The organism is Streptomyces sp. WMMC1477, assembly GCF_027460245.1.
Taxonomy (GTDB): domain Bacteria; phylum Actinomycetota; class Actinomycetes; order Streptomycetales; family Streptomycetaceae; genus Streptomyces.
The window spans coordinates 2,598,640-2,622,113 of the sequence record NZ_JAPZBD010000003.1; the positions used below are offsets into that span (position 1 = coordinate 2,598,640).

Consider the following 23,474-nt stretch of genomic DNA (forward strand, 5'->3'; position numbering starts at 1 on the left):
CCGCCGGGCGCCGGGCGCCGCCTCTTCCCACAGTGGGGCACATGCGCATCGACCAGGGCTCCGCCGGGCCGAGGGTGGACGAGGTGCTCGACGCCACCGGCACCGGCGTGTGGCGCTGGGACCGCAAGGCCGGGCTGGTGACCCTGGACACCCGGGCGGCCCGGCTGCTGGGTCTGCCGCGGGAGTCGTCCACGGTGCCCACGTCCGTCGTCCGGGCGCGGCTGCACGTGGCGGACTTCATCGAGCTCACCGGCATCATCACCCTGGCCGCCGCCGAGGGGGGCATCGCCGAGGGCCGACTCCGGGTCGTCGGGGAGGATGGCCGGGTGAAGCGGACGGTCCGGGCCCGCCTGCGCTACCTGGACGCGGGCACCCCCGCCGGCCATCCGGCCGCCCGAGCCGCCGCCGAGGTGCTCGGCGGCACCGACGGCACCGCCGAGGGCACCGGCCGCACCGACGGCACCGGTGCCACGACGACCGCCGCCGACGCGCCCACCGCACCCCTCCCGCCCGGCTCGCTGCTGCTGGGCACGCTCGTCGAGGCCCCCGAGACCGCCCCGGGCCCGGCCACCGTCACCGGTGACTGGCAGCGGGCCCGCGAGGCGTTCCTGCTGGACGCCGGCCGGGCGCTGGCCGAGGCCCGCTCCACGGCCGAGGTGCTGCGGGTCGCCGCCACGCTCTCCATGCCCGGCTTCTCCCCCGACGGCCTGGCCGTCTTCACCGTCCACGGCGACCGGCTGACGGTCATCGGGCACCACGGGCACGGCTCCTTCACCGAGGCCCCCTTCACCGACCTGCCGATGAGCACGCCCTACCCGGCCACCGAGGTCGTCCGCACCGGCCGCGCCATCTACCTCGCCGACCGCGCCGAGTACCGGCAGCGCTTCCCCGTCACGTGGCCGCTGGCCGCGCGCTTCGACGGGCACTCCTGGGCCTTCCTGCCGCTCATCGCGGGCGGCCGCACCATCGGGGCCTGGATGGCGGCCTTCTCCTCCCCGGTCGCCTTCACCCCCGACGAGCGGTCCGTGCTGACGACCGTCGCGCGGATGCTGGCCCAGGCCCTGTCCCGGGCCCACGTCCACGAGTCCGAGCAGGAGCTGTCCGCCGGGCTCCAGCGCACCATGCGCCCCGCCCACGCCCCGCAGGTCAAGGGCATGACCGTCGCCACCCGCTACATCCCCACCGGCGGCGGCCTCCAGATCGGCGGCGACTGGTACGACGTCATCCCCCTGCACTCCGGGCGGACGGCGCTGGTCATCGGCGACGTCCAGGGGCACGACGTCCGCGCCGCCGGGCTCATGGCCCAGCTCCGCGTCGCCCTGCGCGCCTACGCCTCCGAGGGCCACAGCCCGGAGGCCGTGCTCTCCCGCGCCTCCCGCTTCATGGCCGGCATGACCCGCGACCCCCTCGACGACGCCGAGGCGTCCCCGGGCCCCGAGGACGCGGACGACCCCCGGTTCGCCACCTGCCTCTACGTCGAGGCCGACCCCGTGGCCGGTACCCTGGACATCGTCCGCGCCGGACACCCCGATCCCGCGATCCGGCTCCCCGACGGCACCCTCATGGTCCGGCCCACGGCGGGCGGCCTGCCGCTCGGCGTCGACCCGGACCCCGACTACCCCACCACCCGCCTCGTGCTCGGCTCCGGCGAGACGCTGCTCATGTGCACCGACGGCCTCATCGAGACCGGCGGGCACGACGTCGACACCGGCTGGGCCCGCATCCGCTCCGTCTTCGCCGAGCACCCCCACGCGGACCTGGAGGAGCTGGCCGACGCCCTCGTGCAGACGGTCCACGGCCCGCCGTCCCACCACTTCACCGGCCCGCTCGCCGACCGCCGCGACGACGACATCGCCCTGCTGCTGCTCAGCCGCGAACCGGTCACCGGCCACGTCCCCGGCGCCGGGCGCCGCACCGTGCTGAGCGTCGCCCAGACCGACGCCTCCCGCATCGCCGACGCCCGCGGCCAGCTCCGCGACCTGCTCTACGACTGGACGGCCCCCGACCAGGTGGACGGCGCCGTCCTGATGCTCTCCGAGATGCTCACCAACGTCCTCGTCCACACCGACGGCGACGCCCTCATGCTGGCCGAGGTGACCGGCGAACAGGGCTTCCGGCGTCTCCGCGTCGAGGTCGCCGACCAGAGCGACGAACTCCCCCACCGCCGCCACCCCGGCGAGCTGGCCTCCTCCGGGCGCGGCCTGATCCTCATGGACCTCCTCGCCGAGAACTGGGGCGTGGACCCGAGAGGCGAGGGCAAGGCCATCTGGTTCGAGGTCGGCGAGGACTCCCCGCCCATGGACTGGGGCTGACCGGTGCACCGGGGCTGACCGGCTGGGAGGCGCCCCCACCCCCGGCCGTCGTCCGGGCGCGGCGGGGAGCCGAACTGCGGGGGCGGGGCGGAGAAACAGCCGTTACCCTCGGCGCACTGCACGCGAGGGGGCCTGACGACGCTCCCACGACACCACCGTCCGCTGGCCCGTCCGAGGGTTCCGCCGCAGGGCGGAGACGGTCAGGCCGTGTCGGCCGCCGCGCGGGCGCGCTGGAAGATGACGGCGACGAGCGCGAGGCCGACGGCCGCGCCGACGAGCTGGGCCAGGACGAAGCCGGGCACCGAGGCCGGGGCGATGCCCGCGAAGGTGTCGGAGAAGGCGCGGCCGACCGTCACCGCCGGGTTGGCGAACGAGGTGGACGCGGTGAACCAGTACGCCGCGCCGATGTAGGAGGCCACGGCGACGGGCGCGAAGCGCAGCCGGTCGGTGCGGGCCAGGCCGAAGATGAGCAGGACCAGCCCGGCCGTGGCCACGACCTCGGCGAGCAGCAGGTGCCCGGCGGAGCGCTCGTGCGTGGACCACTTCACCAGCGGCTCGGCGAACATCGCGTCGGCGAGGACGGCTCCCGCTATCCCGCCCGCGATCTGCGCGGGCACGTACGCCGCGGCCTCCCGGGCCCCGACGCCCTCGCCGCCGCGCCGGGCGCTCCACCACTCGGCCAGCGTGACGGCCGGGTTGAAGTGCGCCCCGGAGACCGGCCCGAACAGGGCGATCAGCACCCCGAGCCCGAAGACCGTGGCCAGGGAGTTCGCGAGCAACTGCAGCGCGACGTCATCGGTCAGCAGCGTCGCCTGGATGCCGGAGCCGACGACGACGGCCACCAGGCCGGCCGTCCCCACGAACTCCGCCGCCAGCCGGGGCAGCAGAGGCGCCGGGGGCGGCCCGGCCTCCGGCACCACCGCTCTCATGGGGTCGACGGACGTGGACTCGACGGTACTCAACGGAACTCCTCGGTCAGGCGGTCGGGCGCTGCGCGGGTCGGACGGTCAGGGGCAGGCGCGCTTGCGGTCCGCCGCGCCGGTGGCCCGGGCGGCGGCGGCCAGCTCGGCGAAGCGACCCGCCACCGCCTCCAGCGCCTCGGGCTTGAGGCGGTAGTAGGTGAAGCGACCGCAGGGCTCGGTCTCCACGACCCCGGCCTCCCGCAGCACCCGCAGGTGGTTGGAGAGATTGGTCTGCCGCGCCCCCGTCTCCTCGACCAGGTGCGTGGTGCACAGCGTCTCCCGCGCGAGCAGCTGGACGATCTGGAGCCGGAGCGGGTCGGCCAGCACCCGCAGCACCTCAGTCTCGACTGATGTCAGCATGCGCTGATACTGTCACATCATCCAGGGCTGACACCAGCCTGTGCTGACCCGTCGGCCGCTCATCCGCCCGAGGCACCCGCCCGAGGAAAGAACGGAACAGATGCCCTCCACCCCCGTCGCGTCCGTCCTCTTCGTCTGCGTCCACAACGCCGGGCGCTCCCAGATGGCCGCCGGATTCCTCGCGCACCTCGCGGGCGACCGCGTCGAGGTGCGTTCGGCCGGCTCCCTCCCCGCCGACGAGGTCAACCCGGCCGCCGTCGAGGCCATGAAGGAGATCGGCGTCGACATCGCCGACGCCCGGCCGAAGGTCCTGACCACCGAGGCCGTCCAGGCATCCGACTACGTCATCACCATGGGCTGCGGCGACGCCTGCCCGGTCTTCCCCGGCAAGCGCTACCTCGACTGGGCGCTGGACGACCCGGCCGGACAGGGCGTCGAGGCCGTGCGCCCCATCCGGGACGCGATCAAGGCGCGCGTCGAGGAACTCGTCGCCGAGATCGACGCCCGGCCCTGAGGCCGGCGGCACGCCACGGGGCGGTCGCGGGTCCCCGGCCCGCGACCGCCCCGCGCCGTCGCCCGGCCGTTCCGTCCCGCCGTCAGGCGGCGCCGGCCGGGATCGTGCCCAGCCGCCCCGCCTGGAAGTCGTCGAAGGCCTGGGCCAGTTCGGCGTGGCTGTTCATGACGAAGGGGCCGTAGTGCGCCATCGGCTCGCGGATCGGCAGCCCGCCCAGCAGGACCACCTCGAAGTTCGCGCTCCGCGAGTCCTGCGCCGCGTCGGCCCGGATCGTCAGCGACTCTCCGTCACCGAAGACGACCGACTGGCCCATCCGGAACGGACGGCGCTCCGCCCCCGCCGAGCCGCTGCCCGCGAGGCCGTAGGCGAGGGCGTTGAAGTCCGCCCGCCAGGGCAGAGTGACCTCCGCCCCCGGACTCACCGAGGCGTGGATCATCGTGATCGGGGTGTGGGTGGCCCCGGGCCCGGCATGGCCGCCGAGGTCGCCCGCGATCAGCCGCAGCAGCCCGCCGCCGTCCTGCGAGGCGAGCAGCTTCACCGTGCCGCCGCGGATGTCCTGGTACTTGGGCACGATCATCTTGTCCCGGGCGGGCAGGTTGACCCAGAGCTGGAGGCCGTGGAAGAGGCCACCGGACATCACCAGCTCCTCGGGCGGGGACTCGATGTGCAGCAGCCCGCTCCCCGCGGTCATCCACTGGGTGTCGCCGTCGGTGATGATCCCGCCGCCACCGTGCGAGTCCTGGTGGACGAAGGTGCCGTCGATGATGTACGTGACGGTCTCGAAGCCGCGGTGGGGGTGCCAGGGGGTCCCCTTCGGCTCTCCCGCCTCGTAGTCCACCTCGCCCATCTGGTCCATCATGATGAACGGGTCGAGGTAGTCGTACGTGATCCCGGCGAAGGCGCGGCGCACGGGGAAGCCCTCGCCTTCGAGGCCGCTGGGTGCCGTGGTGACGGCGAGCACGGGTCGGCCCGCGGCCCGGTCCGGGGACGCGGCGACGCGTGGCAGGGCGAGCGGGTTCTCGGCGGTGATCGCAGGCATGGCTGACCTCCTCGGTCGACGCCTCCAATGTAGTTGAACATTGAACGGGAACCAAGGGCCGGCTATTCCGGACCACAGCACGAGGACGGCACAGGGGAGCACGGGAGGGCACACGACCCGGGGGCACGAGCAAGGAGGCGTTCGAGGACCCTGGCGGCCACCGGGCGGCAGCGGGCGCCGCCATACCGACGGGGAGGACCGGGGTGTCCGTCACCCCCGGCTCAGCGGGCACGCAGCACCACTCCGGCGACCGAGAACCACCCGGAGGAAGCCCACCGGCCGCCAGCCAAGACGCCGCACCACCTCGACCCGCGCTCAGTAGTACATGCGCTGCATGGCGAAATCCACCATCTCCTCGACCGCCTTGGCGTCGAAGACGACGCGGTGGTCACCCTCCATGTCGAGGACGAACCCGTAGCCGGTCGGCAGGAGGTCCAGCACCTCGGCACCGGTGATCACGAAATAGCGGGACTCCTTGCCGGCGTACGAGCGCAGCTCCTTCAGCGAGGTGAACATGGGGATCACGGGCTGCTGGGCGTTGTGCAGCGCCAGGAAGCCCGGGGTCTCGCCGCGCGGGCAGTAGACGCGGGCGCCGTGGAAGATGCCCTGGAACTCCTCCGGCGAGAGGGCTCCGGTGGCGAAGCCGCGGACGGCGTCGGCCAGGGAGGGCGGAGAGGGCTCCGGGTAGTGCTGCGGCGGAGGCGGCTGCTGGACCCCGGGCGGGGGCTGGCCGCCGGGGGGCGGAGCAGTGTGCGGGGGCGGCCCACCGTGCTGGTGGGGTACCCCGTGGGGCGGCGCCCCGGGCGGAGGCCCGTACCCCGGCGGCGGAGGCGGCGCGCCGTACGCGTTCTGCTCGTAGCCGTACATGGGTAGAAGCGTATCGAGTCACATCTGGGCGGGTTGGGGTTGCTTCTTATTACCCGCCGGTAGCATGATGGGGCTACTAACTGGTACGCATCCGGAGGACTCTGCCCTCCCCGTCCCTACGGAGCCTGCGCCCATGGGCCACTACAAGTCGAATCTGCGCGACATCGAGTTCAACCTGTTCGAGGTCCTCGGCCGCGAGTCCGTGTACGGCAACGGGCCGTTCGCCGAGATGGACGTGGAGACCGCCAAGAGCGTGCTCTCCGAGATCGCACGCCTGTCGGAGAACGAGCTGGCCGCGTCCTTCGAGGACGCCGACCGCAACCCGCCGGTCTTCGACCCCGAGACGAACACCGCTCCCGTCCCGGCCTCCTTCAAGAAGAGCTACCAGGCGTACATGGACGCCGAGTGGTGGCGGCTGGGCATCCCGGAGGAGATCGGCGGCACCACGGCCCCGCGCTCGCTCCTGTGGGGCTTCGCCGAGACGATCCTCGGGGCCAACCCGGCCGTGTGGATGTACTCCTCCGGCCCGGCCTTCGCGGGCATCCTCTTCGAGGAGGGCACCGAGGAGCAGGCCAAGATCGCGCAGGTCGCGGTCGACCGTCAGTGGGGCTCCACCATGGTGCTCACCGAGCCGGACGCCGGTTCGGACGTCGGCGCGGGCCGCACGAAGGCCGTCCGCCAGGAGGACGGCAGCTGGCACATCGAGGGCGTGAAGCGCTTCATCACCTCCGGTGAGCACGACATGTCCGAGAACATCATCCACTACGTGCTCGCCCGCCCCGAGGGCGCCGGCCCGGGCACCAAGGGCCTGTCCCTGTTCGTCGTGCCGAAGTACGAGTTCGACTGGGAGACCGGCGAGCTGGGCGAGCGCAACGGCGTCTACGCCACGAACGTCGAGCACAAGATGGGCCTCAAGGCCTCCAACACCTGCGAGATGACCTTCGGCGACAAGCACCCGGCCAAGGGCTGGCTGCTGGGCGAGAAGCACGACGGCATCCGCCAGATGTTCAAGATCATCGAGTTCGCGCGGATGATGGTCGGCACGAAGGCCATCGCCACCCTCTCCACCGGCTACCTCAACGCGCTGGAGTACGCCAAGGAGCGCGTCCAGGGCGCCGACCTGACCCAGTTCACGGACAAGACGGCCCCGCGCGTCACCATCACGCACCACCCGGACGTGCGCCGCTCGCTGATGACGCAGAAGGCGTACGCCGAGGGCATGCGCGCCCTGGTGCTCTACACCGCCTCCGTGCAGGACGAGATCCTGGTCAAGGAGGCTGCCGGTGAGGACGCCTCCGCCGAGCACCGCCTGAACGACCTGCTGCTGCCGATCGTCAAGGGCTACGGCTCGGAGAAGTCCTACGAGCAGCTCGCGCAGTCGCTCCAGACCTTCGGCGGCTCCGGGTACCTGCAGGAGTACCCGATCGAGCAGTACATCCGGGACGCCAAGATCGACACCCTCTACGAGGGCACGACGGCGATCCAGGGTCAGGACTTCTTCTTCCGCAAGATCGTCCGCGACCAGGGCCAGGCCCTGACCGCGCTCTCCGAGGACATCAAGAAGTTCCTGGCCGAGGCCGCGGGCGGCGAGGAGCTGGCGGGAGCGCGCGAGCACCTGGCGAAGGCCGCCGCCGACCTGGAGGCCATGGTCGGCACCCTGCTGACCGACCTGGCGGCCACCGAGAAGGACGTCAAGTCGCTCTACAAGGTGGGCCTGAACACCACCCGCTTCCTGATGGCCTCCGGCGACGTGGTCGTCGGCTACCTGCTGCTGCGCGGTGCCGCCGTGGCCGCCGCGAAGCTGGCGGACGCCCCGGCGAAGGACAAGGCGTTCTACACGGGCAAGATCGCCGCGGCGAAGTTCTTCGCCGCGAACGTCCTGCCGGGCGTCGGCGTCGAGCGCGAGATGGCCGAGGCCGTCGACCTCTCCATCATGGAGCTGGACGAGGACGCGTTCTGAGCACCGCGTCGGTGAACCGACGCGCGCGCTGACGCCCTGGGCCGAACGCCCCGGGCCGACGCGCGACCTGGACGGCGGCGGTCCCACACCCGGTCGGGGGGTGTGGGACCGCCGCCTTCGTCTGACGCACAGCCCCGGGCCGCCGCCCCGGCCGCCCCGCGTCCGACGCCGCCCGACCTGTGCGTTCGACCCACGGCCGAGCGGGCCGGGAGGGACGCATCCGTATGCTGGACCGCATGCAGCAGCACCACGGCCGGTTCGACCGTCGCCACACCGACGACCTCCTGTCCTTCCTGGCCGCCTCGCCCACCCCCTACCACGCGGTGGCGAACGCGGCTGAGCGCCTGGAGAAGGCGGGCTTCCGCGCCGTGTCCGAGACGGACACCTGGGACGGCGCGACGGGCGGGCGCTACGTCGTCCGCGGCGGCGCCCTGATCGCCTGGTACGTGCCGGAGGGCGCGACACCGGCCACCCCGTTCCGGATCGTCGGCGCCCACACCGACTCGCCCAACCTCCGCGTCAAGCCCGAGCCCGACACCGGGGCCCACGGCTGGCGGCAGCTCGCCGTCGAGATCTACGGCGGCACGCTGCTCAACACCTGGCTCGACCGGGACCTCGGCCTGGCCGGACGGCTCGCCCTGCGCGACGGCGGCAGCCGGCTCGTCAACGTCGACCGGCCCCTCCTGCGCGTCCCACAGCTCGCCATCCACCTCGACCGCGGCGTCAACGACGGGCTCAAGCTCGACCGGCAGCGCCACATGACGCCCGTCTGGGGCCTGGGCGCGGCCCAGGAGGGCGACCTCCTGGAGTTCCTCGCCGAGGAGGCGGGGCTGGACCGGTCGGACATCACCGGCTGGGACCTGATGCTGCACAGCGTCGAGGCGCCCGCCCACCTCGGGCGCGACCGGGAGCTGATCGCCGCCCCCCGGATGGACAACCTCCTCTCGGTCCACGCCGGCACGGCGGCCCTGACCGCCGCCGCGGGGAGCTCGCCGCCGTACATCCCGGTGCTCGCGGCCTTCGACCACGAGGAGAACGGCAGCCAGTCGGACACCGGCGCCGAGGGCCCGCTGCTCGGCAACGTACTGGAACGTTCCGTCTTCGCCCGCGGCGGCGGCTACGAGGACCGGGCGCGCGCCTACGCGGGCACCGTCTGTCTGTCCTCCGACACCGGCCACGCGGTGCACCCGAACTACGCCGAGCGGCACGACCCGACGCACCACCCCAAGCCGAACGGCGGGCCGATCCTCAAGGTCAACGTCAACCAGCGCTACGCGACCGACGCGGGCGGACGGGCCGTCTTCACCGCCGCCTGCGAGCGGGCCGGGGTGCCGTGGCAGACGTTCGTGTCCAACAACGCGGTGCCCTGCGGCACCACCATCGGACCGATCACCGCGGCCCGGCACGGCATCGCCACCGTGGACATCGGCGTCGCCATCCTGTCCATGCACTCGGCCCGCGAGCTGGCCGGCGCGGAGGACCCGCACCTGCTGGCGGCCACGCTCGCCGCGTTCCTGGAGAGCTGACGCGGAAGGCGGCCCCCGCCGGGGCCCGCTCCGGCCGCGGGGGCCGCGCCCGCCGGCCACGCGCCGTCGCGCGGAATTCCCCCGCGCGGAGGGCGGGACACGGCCTCACAGCCACGCTGTGGTGCCGGGCGGCGTGAGGAGCTGCTCGGTCCAGATGGTCTTGCCGCGCCGCGTGTACCGGCTGCCCCAGCGGTGGGTGAGCTGGGCGACGAGGTACAGCCCGCGCCCGCCCTCGTCCGTCGCCCGGGCCCGGCGCATCCGCGGCTGGGTGCTGCTCAGGTCGGAGACCTCGCAGATCAGCGTGTCGGCACGGGTCAGCCGCAGCTCCACCGGGCCCCCGCCGCCGTAGCGCACGGCGTTGGTGATCAGCTCGCTCGTCACCAGCTCGGTGGTGAACGTCAGCGCCTCCAGCCCCCAGACGCCCAGCTGGGCCGTCGCCAGTTCCCGGGCCTCGGGGACGGACGCCGGGTCGGCGGCCAGCGTCCAGGCCGCCGTGTCCTCGTGGGCGACGCCCCGCGTCCGCGCCAGCAGCAGGGTGACGTCGTCGGACAGCGGCTCGTCCGGGAGGCCGCCGACGATGCGCTCGGCCGTCCGCACGAGCGGCTGCCGCACCGGGTCCGCCTCCCGCAGGTACCGCGCCAGCTGCGCCATGCCCTCGCCGATGTCGCCCCGCGCCAGCTCCACCAGGCCGTCGGTGTACAGCGCGAGGACACTGCCCTGCGGCACGTTCAGCTCGACCGGCTCGAACGGCAGCGCGCTCACTCCCAGCGGCGGCCCCGGCTGCACGTCCACATAGGTGACCTCGCCGTCCCCCGTGACCAGCGCGGGCGGAGGATGCCCGGCGCTGGCGCACACACAGCGCCGCGTGACCGGGTCGTACACCGCGTACAGACAGGTCGCGCCCAGCGACTCCCGCGTCTGCTGCCGTCCCTCGTCGCTGGAGGCCACGTCGAGCTGTGTGACGAGGTCGTCGAGGTGGGAGAGCAGCTCCTCCGGGTCCAGGTCGAGGTCCGCGAGCGTACGCACGGCCGTGCGCAGGCGGCCCATCGTGACGGTGGCCTGGAGGCCGTGCCCCACGACGTCCCCGACCACCAGCCCCACCCGCGCCGAGGACAGCGGGATGACGTCGAACCAGTCGCCGCTGACCCCGCCGCCCCCGGCCCCGGCCGGCAGGTACAGGCTCGCCGTCTCCACCGCCGCCATCGACGCCGTCGAGGGCGGCAGCAGACTCCTCTGGAGGCTCACCGCGGCCCGGTGCTCGCGGGTGTAGCGCCGGGCGTTGTCGACCGCCAGCCCCGCGCGGGCGGCGATCTCCTCCAGCAGTGCCAGCTCCTCGGCCGTGAACGGCGACGGGCTGCCCGTACGCCACAGCGTGACGTTGCCCAGGAAGGCGCCCCGGGCCCGCAGCGGCGCGCTCAGCGCGCTGTGCGCCCCCGGCACGCGCGGCGCCCAGTAGTGCGGGGCCGTCTCCTCCCCCTCCGCCCGCGGCTCCGTCTCCCGCCCCGGCCCGGTCACCGACGGGCGCGGCAGGTCGCCGAGGATGACACCGCCCGCCGAGTCCCCGGACTGCGGGCGCACGGTGACGAGGGCGCTCGTGGGCAGCGTGTCCGGGTCGACGTCACCGGCCACCGCCGTACGCCTCAGCGTCAGCTCCCCGTTGCGGTTCGGCACCGGCTCGTCACCGCCCAGCACCTCCTCCGCCAGCCCGACCACGACGCAGTCGGCCATGGCGGGCGCCAGGACGCCGGCCAGGTCCTCCGTCGTCCGGGTCACCGACAGCTCCGAGCCGAGCACCGCCGTCGCCCGGTGCAACAGATCCAGCCGCCGACCGGCCTCCTCGTGCTCGGTGACGTCGGTGAAGGCCGCCGCGGCGCCCATGAGCCGACCGCTCGTACTGCGCAGCCGGAAGCCCGACACCGACAGCAGCCGGCCCACGCGGGGGTCCACCAGGGTCCGCAGCCGCAGGTTCGCCCCCAGGACGGGCTCACCCGTCGTCATGATGATCTGGAGCCACTCCTCCAGGGCCGCCGCGTCGGACGGCTGAAGCAGTGCCTTGAGCCGCAGTCCGGCCACGTCCCCCGGCAGCCCGGTGTACGGGAGAAGGGGAAGGTTCGTGCGGACGATGCGCAGCTCCGGATCGAACAGCGCCAGCCCGATCCGCTCCTGCGCGAACAGGCCCTCGACCAGCGAGTAGTTCTGCCGCCAGCGCGACAGGTGCTCCGCCCGGGCCGCGAACACCAGATGGCTCGGCGCCGCGCCCGCCGCCCGCAGCAGGATCACGCGCACGCCGACGGGCAGCTCGTGGCCGGCCGCGTGGCGCAGCACGACCTCGCCCTCCCAGGACGTCCCCACGCACTGCTCCCGCACCCGCGCCCAGTCCTCCGGGTCCGCGAGGAGCTCACGCACCGGCCTGCCGCAGACCTCCTCCGCCGTCCAGCCGAGCAGCTCGCGCGCCGTCTCGCTCCAGCTCTCCACCGTGTGGCCCTCCGCCACCACCGCCGCGGCGAGGCTGGACAGCGAGAACTGCTGGGCGGACACAGGGTCGGCAGGCGCCATCGCGGTGCACCTCGCTCGGGGACGCGACTACGCCCATGGTCTCCCAGGCCCCGGCCCCCCGCACGGCATCGGAGCCGTCCGAACGGTCCGCCGTCCGTCGCGTCCTCCGCCCGCCGCGTGGCACCGGCTGTGACGCGAAGGGACCCCGGCCATGACACGGCCGTGAAACTCCCGTACGAGAGTTACTTCCCACGGGGGAAACGGGGGTAACGGGGGCAGAGGGGCGCACCGCCCGGCGGTGCGCCCCTCTGTGTGTCGCTCAGCCCTCCGGCGTACGGCCTCAGCCCCGGTCGCCGCCGTCGACCCCGCCGTTGCCGCCCCCGACCCCGGCCTCGCCGCCGGTCTCGACGCCGGTCTCGACGTCGGTCTCGACGCCGGTCTCGACGCCGGTCTCGTCCATGCCCGCCAGCACCAGCGGCAGCCGCCCCGCGCCCGAGGCCGTCTGCCGCACGGGCACGCCCCAGTCCTGCTGGTGCATGTGGCAGGCCGGGTAGGGGTTCTCCGGGTCATCGTCACAGGACGCGGCCATCGCCGACACGTGCAGGACCCCCTCGCCCACGCCCGGGTCCAACACCAGCTCGCGGCCCAGGTCGGTGCCCTGCCCCGCACCCTCCACCAGCAGCTCCGGCGGCGTCGCGCCCACCAGCAGCCTGCTCGCGGGCCCGTACCGGGTGTCCAGCTTCTGCCCCGGCGGCGGGCTGAACACCACGTCCAGCGTCAGCGCCCCCTCCGCCACCTCCGTGGCCTCCCGCCGCGTGCGGTGCGCCACCGCCGCGACCGCCACCGCCTCCTCCGGCAGCCGCAGCCGGGTCAGCCGGTGCCGCGCCGACTCCACGACGACGATCTCGCCGCTGCCGCCGCCGTCACCGGCCGGCAGCACGGCGGCCGAGGGCTCCCGCAGATCCGTCGCCACCGTGCCGAGCTCGTCCGTCACCGGGTCGTAGCGGCGCAGGGCGTGGTTGTAGGTGTCGCTGACCGCCACCGAACCGTCCGGCAGCGCGGTGACGCCCAGCGGGTGCTGGAGCAGCGCCTGTCCCGCCGGACCGTCCCGGTGACCGAAGTCGAAGAGCCCGGCCCCCACCGCCGTGTGCACCACCCGCTCCCGGTCCAGCCAGCGCAGCGCCGACGTCTCCGAGTCCGCGATCCACAGCCGTTCCTCCGTGGCCGCAAGCCCCGAGGGCTGCGCGAACCACGCCTCCGCCGCCGGGCCGTCCACCAGGCCCTCGTTCGTCGTCCCCGCCGCCGCCGCGACCACGCCCGCCTCCGGGTCGTACGTCCACAGCTGGTGGACACCCGCCATCGCGATCCACAGCACACCGTCGAACCACGCCACGTCCCACGGGGAGGACAGCGCCACCTCGCGCGCGGGGCCCTCGGTGGCCGAGCCCTGCCACCACTGCCGGCCCGTACCGGCCAGCGTCCGCACCTCACCGGTGACCAGGTCCAGCTCCCGCAGCGCGTGGTTCACCGTGTCCGCGACGACCACCGCGCCCCCGGGCAGGAACGCGAGCCCCTGCGGCTCGCTGAACCGCGCCACGTCGGCCGGGCCGTCGACGAGACCCCGCTCCCCGGTGCCGATGCGCCGGACCACGGTCTCCCCGTCCGCCGCCAGCTCCACCAGGGCGTGCCGGGTGGAGTCCGAGACCAGGAAGCCGCCGCCCGGCAGGGCCAGCGCCTTGCCCGGGAACCGCAGATCCGTGGCGACGGGCTCGGGCGGAACGTACGGCCCGTCCCCGCGTCGCAGCGTCCCCTTCGCCGCATGCTCGGCCTCCAGCTCGCCCACCAGCGCCTCGATGGCGTGCGCGTGCCCCTCACCGGCGTGCTGCGCGACGACGTACCCCTCCGGGTCGATGACGACCAGCGTCGGCCAGGCCCGCACCGCGTACTGCTTCCACGTCGCGAGCTCGGGGTCGTCCAGCACCGGGTGCGCCACCTCGTACCGCTCGACGGCGTCCACCAGCGCCTGGTGTTCGGCCTCGTGCGCGAACTTCGGCGAGTGCACGCCGACGATCACCACGCTGTCCCGGTGCTTCTCCTCCAGCTCCCGCAGCTCGTCCAGCACGTGGAGGCAGTTGATACAGCAGAAGGTCCAGAAATCGAGGATCACCGTCCGTCCGCGCAGGTCGGCGAGGGACAGTTCCTTGCCCCCGGTGTTGAGCCAGGATCGGCCGGTCAACTCGGGGGCACGCACACGGGCACGTTTCGTCATGCCGCCCAGGGTGCCACTCCCCGTGGCAGCTCCCTCCGGACCCCGTCGCCGGGGGACGCCCTGCTCGCGATTCCCCAGCTCGCGGACGGACACCCCTCGGGCGACGGGGCCTGGCTCCGGGCGGGACGGCGGGCGGTGCCGCCGCGGCACCTCCCGGGCGGCGGCTCCAGCGACGCAGATCACCGCCAGAGCGGGTACTACGCCGCCGTCCGAGTGGATACGCTTGTACAGACTCGATAAGTTACCGCTTAGTAGATTGGCCGGCCGCCCGTCGGCCAGCCCGGTGCACCCTGCCGGGCAGCCAGCCCACAGTCCAACGTCCATCAGCCCCACCAGGACGGTTCGAGGAGCCCCCATGCAACTCGCCGCGATCGTCGTTTCGCTGGTCCTCAGCGTGGTCGGCATTGCACTGTTCGCGCGCGCCTTTGCACACTTCGTGCGCTTCTTCCGGCTCGGCCAGCCCGTTCCCGCCGGCAGCCGCACGAACGACCCATGGCAGCGCGCGGTCACCGTGGTCAAGGAGTTCCTCGGCCACACCCGGATGAACCAGTGGGGCGTGGTGGGCTTTGCCCACTGGTTCGTCGCGCTGGGCTTCTACACCCTTGTCCTGACCATCGTGAACGCCTACGGCCAGCTGTTCCAGGCGGACTGGATGCTGCCGGTCATCGGAGGCTGGCTGCCGTACGAGTTCTACATCGAGTTCATCGGCACCGGCACGACGCTCGGCATCGTGGCGCTGTTCGTGATCCGGCAGCTCAGCCGCCCGGACAAGCCCGGCCGCAAGTCCCGCTTCGCGGGCTCCAACACGGCCCAGGCGTACTTCGTCGACAGCATCATCTTCACCATCGGTCTGTCGGTGATGGTGCTGCGCGGTCTGGAGGGCGTGCTCCACCACGCGGACTACGGCCCCGACAACTACGTCTCCTACGGCTTCACGCTGCTCTTCGAGGGGCTCGGCACCGGCACGGTCGAGAACCTCGTCTACTTCTTCGCGATGCTCAAGCTGGGCGCGTCCTTCATCTGGATGATCACGGTCAGCCTGAACCTCGACATGAGCATCGCCTGGCACCGCATCCTCGGCTTCCCCAACATCTTCTTCAAGCGCGAGTCCTCCGGCCGCACGGCCCTGGGCGCGCTTCTGCCGATGACCTCGGGTGGTGAGCCGGTCGACTTCGAGACGGTCTTCGACGACGAGGGCGGCGAGGAGACACAGTTCGGCGTCTCGCAGGTCGAGCACTTCTCCTGGAAGGGCCTGCTGGACTTCTCCACCTGCACCGAGTGCGGCCGCTGCCAGTCCCAGTGCCCCGCCTGGAACACCGGCAAGCCCCTCTCCCCCAAACTGATGATCATGTCCCTGCGGGACCACTCACACGCCAAAGCGCCCTACCTCCTCGCAGGCGGCGGAAAGACCGCCGAAGGCGAGGAGAAAGCCACCGAGACCCAACTCAAGGACGTACCCGCAGCCGCACTGGCCGAGGCGGAACGCCCGCTGATCGGCACCCTCGAAGACAACGGCGTCATCGACCCCGACGTCCTGTGGTCCTGCACCACCTGCGGCGCCTGCGTCGAACAGTGCCCCGTCGACATCGAACACATCGACCACATCGTCGACATGCGCCGCTACCAGGTCATGATCGAATCCGCCTTCCCCTCCGAAGCCGGCACCATGCTCAAGAACCTGGAGAAAAAGGGCAACCCCTGGGGCCTGGCCAAGAAGCAACGCCTCGAATGGACCAAGGAAGTCGACTTCGACGTCCCCGTCGTCGGCAAGACCATCGACGACCTCACCGAAGTCGAATACCTCTACTGGGTCGGCTGCGCCGGCGCCCTCGAAGACCGCGCCAAGAAGACCACCAAAGCCTTCGCCGAACTCCTCCACATCGCCGGCGTCACCTTCGCCATCATGGGCGGCGACGAGAAGTGCACCGGCGACTCACCCCGCCGCCTGGGCAACGAGTTCCTCTTCCAACAGCTCGCCGAAGAGAACATCGCCACCCTCAACGCCGCCTTCGGCGAAGACGACGAGGACGAGACCACCCGACTCCCCACGGCGAAGAAGAAGATCGTCGCCACCTGCCCACACTGCTTCAACACCATCGCCAACGAGTACCCCCAACTCGGCGGCCACTACGAGGTCATCCACCACACCCAACTGCTCCAACACCTCATCGACGAGGGCAAACTCGTCCCCGTCACCCCGGTAGAGGGCCTCATCACCTACCACGACCCCTGCTACCTCGGCCGCCACAACAAGGTCTACACCCCACCCCGCGAGATCATCGGCAAGGTCCCCGGCCTCCGCAACGAGGAAATGCACCGCCACAAGGAACGCGGCTTCTGCTGCGGCGCCGGCGGCGCCCGCATGTGGATGGAAGAGCGCATCGGCAAACGCATCAACAACGAACGCGTCGACGAAGCACTCTCCCTCAACCCCGACATCGTCTCCACCGCCTGCCCCTTCTGCCTCGTCATGCTCACCGACTCCGTCAACGGCAAGAAGAACGAAGGCCAGGCCCAGGAAACCATCCAGGTCGTCGACGTCTCCCAACTCCTCCTGGAGTCGGTGAAGACGCCAGCCGACCCGGCGGCCGGGGAGACGGATGCCGAGGGCGCCGTGGAACCCGAGCCCGCCTCCTGAGGCAGCCGGACCACCCGGGCACCGTGGGCCGTCCGCCCCCGTCCGCCACGGCACGGGGACGGACGGCGACACTCCGCCCCACGGCACACGAGAGGGCCGGAACCGCGAACAGCGGTTCCGGCCCTCTCGCCGTCTCACGGTCCCGTGGCGTCCGTCCGGATCACCGGGCGGACGCCACGGGCCGGGCGTCAGGCGTCGAAGTCCAGCCGGACGTGCTCCGACACCGGCAGCGCCCGGCACGCCAGGGTGTACCCGGCGTCCTGCTCCTCCCGAGTGAGCGCGTAGTGCCGGTCCAGTCGCACGCTGCCGCCCACCACCCGGGCCCGGCAGGAACCGCACAGCCCGTCACGGCAGGAGTACGGCGTCTCCGGGCGGTGCCGCAGCACGGCCGCGAGGAGCGAGTCGTCCCGCGGTGTCATCTCGGCTTCGGTGCTGCGGCCGTGCAGCGTGGCCGTGATCCGTGCCCCGCCGCCCGGTGTCGCGGCCTCGTCCGGGCGCCCCTCGCGGTCCTGTGCCTCCGGACCCGTGGTGAACAGCTCCCTGCGGACCCGGGACGGATCGGCGCCCTGTTCGCGCAGCACCTCGTCCACGGCCTCCACCAGCCCCCAGGGCCCGCACAGATAGAAGTGCGTCCGGGCGTCGCCCGCGTCCGCGCCGAGTCCCGCCAGCAGGCGCGGCAGCTTGGTGGCGTCCACCCGGCCGGACAGCACCTCCGACTCCCGCTCCTCGCCGGAGAGCACGTGCAGCACGGTGAACCGCCCCGGGTGCCGGTCCTTGAGGTCGGCCACCTCCTCCGCCAGCAGCGTCGAGCGCGCCGTCCGGTTGGCGTAGACGAGGGAGACCCGGCACCCGGGATCGTCACGCAGCGCGGCGACCGCCATGCTCAGCAGCGGCGTGATCCCGCTGCCGCCGCCGATCAGCACGTGGTGTGCGCCCGGCCGTTCGGCGAGCGTGAAGCTGCCCTTGGGCGGGCCGACCTCCAGGGTGTCCCCGACCGCCAGCCGGGTGAGCGCGTGGTCGCCGAAGCCGCCGGGCCCGAGCCGCTTGACGACGATGCGCAGGGTTCCCGGCGGCGGGGACACGAGCGGCTGGCAGACCGAGTAGCTGCGCCGGATCTCTCCGTCTCCCGCCTCTCCGGGAACGGTGGCCCTCCCCGGGAGGCGGTGGCGCACCGTGACGTGCTGGCCGGGACGGGGGGCGAAGGTGGCGGCCAGGTGGTCCGGGACGCCGAGCGTGATGGCGACGGACGTGTCGGTGAGTCGTTCCAGACGGCACACCGGCAGCGCGTGGAAGCCCGGACCGGGCGGGACGGCCCGTCCCCGCTCCTCGCCCCGCGGCGGCTCCGGGTCCCGCGGCGGCTCCAGGCTCGGCGTTCGTTCCATGAGGGTACGGACACCTCCGTCTCGTGGTGTCATATCGCCTTCATATGGCCGAAGGACTCCCCGCAACCGGTGCAGGCCAGCAGGGACTGACAGCGCGTCACACCGAACGGGCTCTGCGGCCGGGTGGCCGTCGACCCGCAGTGCGGGCACGCCGCGCCGGTGCCGATCCGCACCTCCAGCGGTGCCGACCGGCTGCCCGGGGGTGAGATGCCGTTCTCCGCGAGCTTCCGTCTGCCCTCCGCCGTGATCCGGTCGGTGGTCCAGGCCGGTGACAGGACGCTCCGGACCCGTCCGTCCGCATGCCCGCAGCGGGCGAGCTCGGCCCGGATCTCCGCCTCGATGACGTCCAGAGCGGGGCATCCGGTGTAGGTGGGCGTGACGGTGACCTCGACGGCTCCGTCAGGAGCCTCGGTCACCGCGCGTACCACACCCAGGTCCCCGAGCGTGATCAGCGGGAGCTCCGGATCGGGCACGGCGTCCACGCGCTCCCGCACCCGTTCGAGGGTCAGCCGCTCGTGCACCGCCGTCACCAGTTGCCTCCGGGGTACTGCCGGTGCACCGCCTGGAGTTCGGCCAGCAGCGGCCCGAACGCCTCGGTGTGCAGGCCGTCCCGGCCGCCGCGCGCGTGCCAGGAGGGTTCCGGCCGGGGGAGCCCCGCCCGGGTGAGCACGTCGCCGACGGCCGTGTCCCACTCCTCCCGCAGCCCCGCGGGGTCGACGGCCACACCGGACGCGGCGAGCCGCGCCGTCGCCTCGTCCGTCTCGAACAGTTCGGCGGTGTACGGCCAGACCTGCTCCAGACCCGCCCGCATCCGGCGGCGGCTCTCCTCGGTGCCGGTGCCGAGCCGCACCGTCCACTGCCCGGCGTGTGTGCAGTGGTAGGCGGACTCCTGGACGGCCTTCCCGGCGAACCCCGCGAGCACGGGGTCCCGGGATGCGGAGAGCGCGGTGTACAGCAGCCTGGCGTGGTGCGCCAGGCAGAGCTGCCGCGCGATGGTGACGGCGAAGTCCCCGTTCGGGATCTCGGCCAGCAGCACGTTGCGGAACTGCCGGTCCGTGCGGGTGAACGCGAGCGTGTCCTCGTCGCCCCGGCCCGTCAGTTCGGCGCAGTACGACAGCAGGGTGCGGGCGTGACCCAGCAGATCGAGCGCGATGTTCGACAGCGCCAGGTCCTCCTCGATGGACGGCGCCCGGGTCACCCATGCGGAGAGCCGCTGGCAGAGGATCAGGGCGTCGTCGCCGAGGGCCAGCGCGTACCGGGCGGTGTCGCTCTCCGGAGAGCCGACGGCGGGGCCGGCAGCGGTGATCTCAGTCGCCGTGGTCATGGTCACCCCCGCCGGCCGGGACCGCGTACTGCTCGGAGAGCCGGTAGGGCTTGCCCACGCCGTTGCTGAACATCGGCTCCTTCTCGTCCGGCGAGGTGGCGTGGACGTCCGTGGAGCGGACCACCCAGATCGACGCCGGCTCCCCACGCCGGGTGTACAGATCGCGGGCGTTGGCCATGGCCAGCTCCGCGTCGGCGCCCAGCACCGAGCCGACGTGCTGGTGTCCCAGACCGCGGCGGCTTCTGAGGAAGACCTCCCACGGCGTCTCCGCCGCGGTGGTCGGGTGTGTGCTCATTCCGCTCTCCCCCTGCTCTGCTTCTTCGCGTCGCCGGCGGCGGCGGCCTCCCGCACCCAGGCGCCGTCCTCGTGCGCGGCGACCCGGTGGGCCAGCCGCTGCCGGGAGCACTGGGAGTTCTCCGCGAGGACATCGCGGTACTGCCCCCAGTCGACGGGCGTGAAGTCGTGGTGCCCGCGCTCCGGGTTCCAGCGGATGGCGGGATCGGGCAGGCTCAGCCCCAGCTCCTCGGCCTGCGGCACACAGATGTCGACGAAGCGCTGCCGCAGTTCGTCGTTGGGGTGCCGCTTGATCCCCCAGGCGATGGCCCGGCGGGTGTGCGCCGCGCCGAAGGCGGCGGTGCGGTCCCCGCTCCCCGGTGTGTCGGGCGGGCCGAACATCAGCGCCACGGCGGGCAGCCACCAGCGGTTCACCGCGTCCTGGGCCATCTGCCGCTGCTCGGGCGTGCCCTCGCACAGCGCGCGCAGGGAGTCGTAGCCCTGGCGCACGTGGAAGGTCTCCTCCTGGCAGATGCGCAGCATGGCCCGGGCGTAGGGCCCGTAGGAGGCGCGGCACAGCGGCACCTGGTTGACGACGGCGGCGCCGTCCGTCAGCCAGGCGATGGCTCCGGTGTCCGCCCAGGTGAGCGCCGGGTGGTTGAACGTCCCCGAGTAGCGCTGACGGCCGCTGTGCAGGGCCTCCAGCAGCTCGGCGCGGCTGACGCCCAGGGTCTGGGCGGCGGCGTAGAGGTAGAGCCCGTGGCCGGCCTCGTCCTGCACCTTGGCCAGCAGTACGGCCTTGCGCCGCAGTGAGGGGGCACGGGTGATCCAGGAGCCCTCCGGCTGCATGCCGATGATCTCGGAGTGGGCGTGCTGCGCGATCTGCCGTACGAGCATCCGCCGGTAGCCGTCGGGCATCCAGTCGTGCGGCTCGATCCGTTCGTCGTCGCGCAGCAGCTCCTCGAAGCGGCGCTCCAGACGTTCGACGAGCCCGGGACCGACGGCGTCCGTCGTGGCCGAAGCGGCCGGGATGTCGGCGGCCGGTCCGGCCGAGGCGGCGGTCACCGGCCGGTCCCCTGCCCGGCGGCGGCCGGCTCCCGGCCGTCCTCGGTGGGCCCGGCGGCAGGCGCGGCCGGCTCGTCACGCTCCTGGAGACCGCTCAGGAACCGCTCGTGGAAGCGGCGCAGCGGCCCGGGCGCCCACCAGTTGGCCTTGCCGAACAGCGCCATCAGCGAGGGCACCAGCAGCGCGCGCACCAGCGTGGCGTCGATGATGACGGAGGCGGCCGTGCCGAAGCCCAGCTGCTTGATGAAGATCAGCCGGGAGAGGACCAGCGCGCCCATGGGGATGCAGAAGAGGACGGCGGCCAGGGTGACCGTGCGGCCGACCTTCTCCAGGCCGGAGGCGATGGCCTCGCGGTCCGGCAGTCCGCTGTCCACGCCCTCCTTGATCCGGGAGAACAGGAAGACGGTGTAGTCGGTGGACATGGCGAGGGCGACGGCCAGCAGGATGATGAGCATCGTCGGCTGGAGCGCGCCCTGGCTGGTGAAGTCGAACAGGCCCTCCAGGTGGCCGTCCTGGAAGACGAAGATCAGCAGACCGAAGGTGCTGGCGAGGGTGAGCAGGTTGGTGACGACGGCCTTGAGGGGGAGCACCACCGAGCCGGTCATCGCGAACAGGATGAGCAGCGTGGTGATCGACATCAGGGCGATGCTCAGCGGGAGATGGTCACCCAGGCTGGCCATCATCGCGTCGTAGAGCGCGGTGTTGCCGGTCGGCACCGTCGGGAAGGGTGCGTCGACGCCCTTGATCGCCTCCAGGGTGTCCTGGGCCTCCAGCGAGAGCGGCGCGTCCTCGAGCGCCACCTGGGTCTCCCACAGCCCCTCGCCGAGCGCGCGCGGCGGGGTGACGGCGGCGACGCCGTCGAGCCGGGCCAGCTCCTCGCCGTAACCGGTGAGCCGCTCGCCCGCGTCCTGGGGCGCCTCGGAGATGAGGTGGACGGGCGACTGCAACGAGCCGGGGAAGTCCTGCTCCAGCGTGGCGTACACCCGGCCGGCGTCGGAGTCCTCGGGCATCGAGGCGGAGTCGATGCCGGTGAAGTTGATGCCGAGGACGGGCAGCGCCATGACGACGAGCACCGCGCCCGCGCCGAACGCTGCGCTGATCGGGCGGCGCATCACGCCGTGCGAGAAGCGGTACCAGCGACCGCCGGACGCGTTGGCCGCGCCCTGCTCCTGGGACCGCTGCCAGCTCTTGGGGGCCCACTTGTTGATGCGCCCGCCCAGTACGGCGAGCAGGGCCGGCAGCCCGACCAGCGCGAAGAGCAGCGCGCCCAGGGAGGTGGCGATGCCGGCGACGCCCATGGTGTAGAGGAACCGCTGCGGGAAGACGAGCAGCGAGGCGAGCGCGACCGCGACGGTGAGACCGCTGTACAGGACGGTGCGGCCGGCGGTGCGCAGGGTCCGGCCGAGGGCCTCCTGCGTGCCGTGGCCGCCCCGGAGCTCCTCGCGGAAGCGGGAGATGATCAGCAGGCTGAAGTCGATGGAGAGGCCGATACCGAGCGCCATCACCAGGTTGAGGGCGAAGACCGAGAGGTCGACGACGGTCATCACCGCGCCCAGGGTGCCCAGGGCGATGGCGATGGAGACGAGGGCGCCGCCCAGGGGGATGAGTGCCGCGATCACGCCGCGGAAGATGAAGAGCAGCAGGATCAGCAGGATCGGGAAGGCCACGGCCTCGGCCATGCCCAGGTCCTCGCTGGAGATGGCGCTGGCCTCGACGTTCGAGGTGGTCGGGCCGCCGAGGGTGATGCTGTCGGCCAGCGCCTCGTCGGCCTCGATGGCGTCCTGGGTCGCGGTGACGGCCTTGGTGACCGCGTCACCCGGCTCGAACCCGCCGACGGTGGCGACGAAGTAGGTGCTCCGGCCGTCCTCCCGCACCATCGCGGGGTTCTGCGCCGAGGCGAAGTCCATGACCTCGGCGACCTCGGGCCGGCTCTCGATCAGTTCGACCGCGCGCTCCAGCCGCTCGGGGCGCTGGGCGCTCGCCGGGTCCACGGGCTCGTCCAGCTCGACGAGGACGACGTAGCCCTGTTCGAGGTTGGCCCCGGTGGCCTGCTCCACGTCCTCCAGAACCCGGACGGCCGCGGACTCGGCGTCGTCGTAGTCGTCCACACCCATGGTCATGGAGGTCATCTGGGCCCCGCCGCCCGCCAGGCAGACGAGCGCGAGAAGTCCGACCGTCCACAGCAGACGCCGCGGGCCCCTCTCCAGCAGGTGCAACAGTCTTGCGAACACTTCGCGAACTTCCTTTCGCGCGGGGGCTGATGACGAGACTGAGGGAGTGACACCCCCGTGGGTGAGGAGGTCGCGGGAGGCCCGCCCAATCCCCGGCGCGGCTGTGGAGTACGCCACACCGCGTTTTCGTGCGGCGAGGGATTGCCGGGGCCGTCCTCGCACTCTCTTCTGGGTGCGCGCCGCTTCGGCGCAGCGGCCCCGGGCCGTCTTTGAACCACCATGAACACCAACCACACCTCAGCAGCACTCACCGACG

17 protein-coding genes are annotated in these 23,474 nt (G+C 72.7%); 5 read left to right on the top strand and 12 right to left on the bottom strand.

Annotation, left to right across the window (positions count from 1 at the left end):
- Positions 1–41 precede the first annotated feature (41 nt).
- A complete protein-coding gene (locus O7609_RS11980) occupies positions 42–2,312 on the top strand; it encodes a SpoIIE family protein phosphatase (protein WP_269743567.1) in 2,271 nt (756 codons plus the stop codon).
- 200 nt (positions 2,313–2,512) lie between these two features.
- Here the strand turns inward: O7609_RS11980 and O7609_RS11985 are convergent, their stop codons facing one another.
- On the bottom strand, positions 2,513–3,241 hold the full coding sequence (locus tag O7609_RS11985) for an aquaporin (RefSeq protein WP_269737299.1): 729 nt from the start codon (positions 3,239–3,241) through the stop codon (positions 2,513–2,515).
- A 78-nt stretch (positions 3,242–3,319) separates the two neighbouring features.
- Positions 3,320–3,634, bottom strand: coding sequence for an ArsR/SmtB family transcription factor (locus O7609_RS11990; protein WP_269736944.1), 315 nt, complete (start codon positions 3,632–3,634; stop codon positions 3,320–3,322).
- A 100-nt stretch (positions 3,635–3,734) separates the two neighbouring features.
- On the opposite strand from O7609_RS11990, the gene O7609_RS11995 reads away from it, so the two are divergent.
- Positions 3,735–4,148 (top strand): arsenate reductase ArsC, encoded by a 414-nt coding sequence (locus O7609_RS11995; RefSeq protein WP_269743568.1) that lies wholly within the window; start codon positions 3,735–3,737, stop codon positions 4,146–4,148.
- An 82-nt stretch (positions 4,149–4,230) separates the two neighbouring features.
- On the opposite strand, the gene O7609_RS12000 is transcribed toward O7609_RS11995, so the two are convergent.
- Entirely contained in the window at positions 4,231–5,187 is a 957-nt protein-coding gene (locus O7609_RS12000; RefSeq protein ID WP_269743569.1) for a pirin family protein, read from the bottom strand.
- A gap of 315 nt (positions 5,188–5,502) precedes the next feature.
- Positions 5,503–6,054, bottom strand: coding sequence for an SseB family protein (locus tag O7609_RS12005; protein WP_269736941.1), 552 nt, complete (start codon positions 6,052–6,054; stop codon positions 5,503–5,505).
- Between the two features lie 133 nt (positions 6,055–6,187).
- On the opposite strand from O7609_RS12005, the gene O7609_RS12010 reads away from it, so the two are divergent.
- Positions 6,188–8,014 carry an acyl-CoA dehydrogenase gene (locus tag O7609_RS12010; RefSeq protein WP_269736940.1) on the top strand — a complete coding sequence of 609 codons (1,827 nt, stop codon included), beginning with the start codon at positions 6,188–6,190 and terminating at the stop codon, positions 8,012–8,014.
- A gap of 236 nt (positions 8,015–8,250) precedes the next feature.
- Entirely contained in the window at positions 8,251–9,540 is a 1,290-nt protein-coding gene (locus O7609_RS12015) for a M18 family aminopeptidase (RefSeq protein ID WP_269736939.1), read from the top strand.
- A 105-nt stretch (positions 9,541–9,645) separates the two neighbouring features.
- Here the strand turns inward: O7609_RS12015 and O7609_RS12020 are convergent, their stop codons facing one another.
- Both O7609_RS12020 and O7609_RS12025 read right to left on the bottom strand, forming a co-directional pair.
- Positions 9,646–12,096, bottom strand: a complete 2,451-nt coding sequence (locus O7609_RS12020) for a SpoIIE family protein phosphatase (protein WP_269736938.1) — start codon at positions 12,094–12,096, stop codon at positions 9,646–9,648.
- A 280-nt stretch (positions 12,097–12,376) separates the two neighbouring features.
- Positions 12,377–14,305, bottom strand: a complete 1,929-nt coding sequence (locus O7609_RS12025; protein ID WP_269743570.1) for an NHL domain-containing thioredoxin family protein — start codon at positions 14,303–14,305, stop codon at positions 12,377–12,379.
- A gap of 355 nt (positions 14,306–14,660) precedes the next feature.
- On the opposite strand from O7609_RS12025, the gene O7609_RS12030 reads away from it, so the two are divergent.
- The gene (locus O7609_RS12030; protein ID WP_269736936.1) at positions 14,661–16,943 is read left to right on the top strand and encodes a (Fe-S)-binding protein; all 2,283 of its coding nucleotides are present in this window, start codon (positions 14,661–14,663) and stop codon (positions 16,941–16,943) included.
- A gap of 188 nt (positions 16,944–17,131) precedes the next feature.
- Here the strand turns inward: O7609_RS12030 and O7609_RS12035 are convergent, their stop codons facing one another.
- The 6 genes from O7609_RS12035 to O7609_RS12060 are packed head-to-tail and all read right to left on the bottom strand — an operon-like array spanning position 17,132 to position 23,218.
- Positions 17,132–18,325 carry a 2Fe-2S iron-sulfur cluster-binding protein gene (locus tag O7609_RS12035; protein ID WP_269736935.1) on the bottom strand — a complete coding sequence of 398 codons (1,194 nt, stop codon included), beginning with the start codon at positions 18,323–18,325 and terminating at the stop codon, positions 17,132–17,134.
- Positions 18,326–18,354: 29 nt separating this feature from the next.
- A complete protein-coding gene (paaD, locus tag O7609_RS12040) occupies positions 18,355–18,855 on the bottom strand; it encodes a 1,2-phenylacetyl-CoA epoxidase subunit PaaD (protein WP_269736934.1) in 501 nt (166 codons plus the stop codon).
- Positions 18,852–19,649 carry a 1,2-phenylacetyl-CoA epoxidase subunit PaaC gene (paaC, locus tag O7609_RS12045; RefSeq protein ID WP_269736933.1) on the bottom strand — a complete coding sequence of 266 codons (798 nt, stop codon included), beginning with the start codon at positions 19,647–19,649 and terminating at the stop codon, positions 18,852–18,854. The genes paaD and paaC overlap by 4 nt, the downstream gene beginning before the upstream one ends.
- Positions 19,633–19,944: a 1,2-phenylacetyl-CoA epoxidase subunit PaaB gene (gene paaB / locus O7609_RS12050; RefSeq protein WP_269736932.1), complete on the bottom strand. Its 312-nt coding sequence runs from the start codon at positions 19,942–19,944 to the stop codon at positions 19,633–19,635. The genes paaC and paaB overlap by 17 nt, the downstream gene beginning before the upstream one ends.
- A complete protein-coding gene (gene paaA / locus O7609_RS12055) occupies positions 19,941–20,954 on the bottom strand; it encodes a 1,2-phenylacetyl-CoA epoxidase subunit PaaA (protein ID WP_443072247.1) in 1,014 nt (337 codons plus the stop codon). The genes paaB and paaA overlap by 4 nt, the downstream gene beginning before the upstream one ends.
- 29 nt (positions 20,955–20,983) lie before the next feature.
- Complete coding sequence (locus O7609_RS12060; protein ID WP_269736931.1) at positions 20,984–23,218, bottom strand: MMPL family transporter; 2,235 nt, start codon at positions 23,216–23,218, stop codon at positions 20,984–20,986.
- Positions 23,219–23,474 lie beyond the last annotated feature (256 nt).